Genomic DNA, 2864 nt, shown 5'->3' on the forward strand with positions numbered 1-2864 from the left:
GGCGTATTGAAAATTCACTGTGAGCCGCGCCCAGCCTGTGGTCTGTCCAATTTTGGGCGGTCACTGGTTGGGGGTTGTTCTCTTTATACTTGATACATACAAACAAAGTGGGGACAATGGTGTTAACTAAGAAGGGAAATTCTATGGCTTCAGAAAGAACGAAGCCCCTAACAGATTCAGTTGCTTTGGCGGGCGAACTATCTGAGAGAGGCTCTGGGTTTGATGATTTACCAAAACGCATCGAGAGATACGGTAAGGCAAAACGTCGAACTGGTTTAAATATACAATACCTGAGTAATCCTGTCGATCTTTGTATCGATGAAGTGGGCTATTTAAAACGCCGCTTAGAGGCATGTGGTAACTGGTTAGTTTTTCGGAACTATTACACGGTTGGGGAAACCCGCCTTGCAAAAGCGAGATTCTGCATGAAGCATCTTCTATGTCCACTGTGTGCTATCAGGAGAGGCGCCAAGAGTTTGGCTGCATATCTTGACCGTTTTAATGAGATAACCTCTAAAAACCCTCGTTTAGTGCCTTATTTGCTAACTTTGACCGTTACTAACGGTGAAGACTTGCAGGAACGCTTTGATCACCTCGTTAAATCTTGGAAGTCTTACCATGAACGCCGCCGAGACTGGCTTAAAAAAGGCCGTGGATTTAACGAACTCTGTAAGGTTGAAGGTGCTGTATTCAGCTATGAGTTCACCTTTAGCGACAAAGGTTGGCATCCTCACTTACATGCGATCATCTTGGTTGACCCAGACCAGCTAATCGACTTTGATTTTAAGGCGTCCGGTCTTAAAAAATCACAAAGCCGGTTGTCCCAAGAATGGCTATCGATCACCGGTGATTCTTCTATCGTAGATTGCCGCCCTATCGATACCCAAGACCCTGCAAAGTCCTTTGCTGAGGTATTTAAATACGCCCTCAAATTCTCCGACTTGCCACCTAAAGAAAACTATCACGCTTACGCCATCCTTAAAGGGAAACGTCTTCAAGGCTCCTTTGGCCTATTCTGGGGCGTTAAAGTCCCTGACAAGCTCACTGACGAGTTACTGGACGATGAATTGCCCTATATCGAATTGTTCTACAAGTACACTGATGCAGGCTATAGCGTAACGCATCACCATCATCATACTGGCGGCCAAATTCCGCAGGTTCGCATTATTAGCCCATTAGATGAACGGTCAGATAATGCACTTGCCAAAGCTGAAAATTATCGATCTAATGCATGGTGGTTAATCGAGAAACGCGAGAGAGAATCACAATGAAAACTTTCGAAGGAAATAACGGTTTAACCTACCTTTGGGAAGACGGTTCCGACACCATTCAGGAGGTCGAATCTACCATGGTTTATGAGCTAGAAAGCCCAGACGAGCAAGGAGTAAACGAATTTTTATCATGGCTTTAGAGCTACGGGGCGCAGGTGCGAAGCCTGAGCAAACGAGCACCCGAAGCGACAAAGCGATTTAATCGCCAGGGAGCAGAGCAGCAACTCTATTCCCTGGCTAACACAACCAACTGTATGGAGTTGATCATGTCTAAAATGGATTGTACCGCACACGGCATTAAAAAAGTTGTAGATGAGGCTGAACAGCTAAGCCTTTTGATTTTAATGCTGTTTGACCAGCATCTTGATGAAGAATTTTTACGCGCTCAAACTTATCCCCTTTTGCAAAAACTTAACGATGACCTATCTCAGGTTTCAAGCATGATTTTGTTACATAATCAACTTCAAGGGGGGATGGGGGAAGCCCCCATGCTAGACGCTCTTGAGCCCTCGCCCTGCTAGACATCTTTAACAGTAAAATTTATCGCACTGCAGGTGCTAAACGGCCGTAGGCAAAACCAGCTTACAGGCCGTTTTTTTGTTGTTAAACGCATAATGTGAAATGAAACCCATTAAAACCAGTCCTGACAGGTGCTCTAGGTGGAAACAAGTTTTCACCTAGAGCGCCTATCCTCATTTACTGCTCTTGATGTACATAGCCTGTTGACTGATTCTGAATTAGATTCTAGTATGTTCACTGTCAGAATCGACAATAGAACCTATATCGGAATTAATCAAATGACCAATAAATCAACTAAAGCAGAATCTATTATTCATGAATTTTATTTAAAGGAAGATATGGACGATATGTATCAAGAGTTAGGCTTTAAAATGAGCGTTAAGATTAGCCATCAAGCTGCCGCAATGTTTACCTGTATTGCCAATCGTTTTGGCGTCAATCGCTTTGATGTTGTAGCCCCTATCCTTGAAAAGGCCGCAACTGAAATGTTTGAAAGTCTTAATTCTGTTGACCGTCACTTAATTGCAAAACTTGCTGATGAAGAAACAACCCGCTTACTCCATAACGATGGAATGAAACAGGTTAGTTTTGTTACTGGCGAGAACGTACCCATCAACATTAATACTTGGGGACGTATTGACCAATACATCACAGACCAATCTTCTGTTAAACCTGAAATTGATTCATCTGACTCTTTGGATAAAAAGGAGTCTAAGAAATGAGCATGCTAACCATGAACGGCCAATTGCTTAACATTTACGTTTCGCCCAAAGGTCAAAACAAAGCGGGAGAGGACTATGGTGGAGATGATAAAATCCAGCTTCTGGGTGACGTTCCACTACCGAACGGTGAAACGCGCAAAGAAATGTTCACACTTAAAGCGCATAACGTTTCAGATTTTAAAAACCTCGTCGGCAAAGAAATATCAGTCCCAGTTGGCGCAATTGCTAACGGTAAGGCTGTAACCTTTTTCATCCCTAAAGGCTCCCTCCCTAGCGTTCAATCATCAACACCTTCTAGGCGTATTGAAAATTCACTGTGAGCCGCGCCCAGCCTGTGGTCTGTCCAATTTTG

Annotated in this window: 4 protein-coding genes; all 4 read left to right on the forward strand. The window is 43.6% G+C overall.

Features of this window, described 5'->3' with window-relative positions; all coding sequences use genetic code 11:
- The first annotated feature begins 143 nt into the window (after nt 1–143).
- The 4 genes from AB0O34_RS36530 (at nt 144) to AB0O34_RS36545 (ending at nt 2832) form a co-directional block, all read left to right on the forward strand.
- Nucleotides 144–1271: a protein rep gene (locus AB0O34_RS36530; protein WP_363923545.1), complete on the forward strand. Its 1128-nt coding sequence runs from the start codon at nt 144–146 to the stop codon at nt 1269–1271.
- A 266-nt stretch (nt 1272–1537) separates the two neighbouring features.
- A complete protein-coding gene (locus AB0O34_RS36535) occupies nt 1538–1792 on the forward strand; it encodes a hypothetical protein (protein ID WP_363923546.1) in 255 nt (84 codons plus the stop codon).
- 138 nt (nt 1793–1930) lie between these two features.
- Complete coding sequence (locus AB0O34_RS36540; RefSeq protein ID WP_363923548.1) at nt 1931–2512, forward strand: hypothetical protein; 582 nt, start codon at nt 1931–1933, stop codon at nt 2510–2512.
- Nucleotides 2509–2832: a hypothetical protein gene (locus AB0O34_RS36545; protein ID WP_363923550.1), complete on the forward strand. Its 324-nt coding sequence runs from the start codon at nt 2509–2511 to the stop codon at nt 2830–2832. Before AB0O34_RS36540 ends, AB0O34_RS36545 begins: the two co-directional genes overlap by 4 nt.
- Nucleotides 2833–2864 lie beyond the last annotated feature (32 nt).

This window comes from Sphaerisporangium sp. NPDC088356 (assembly GCF_040685555.1).
In the GTDB taxonomy this organism is placed as follows: Bacteria; Actinomycetota; Actinomycetes; order Streptosporangiales; family Streptosporangiaceae; genus Sphaerisporangium.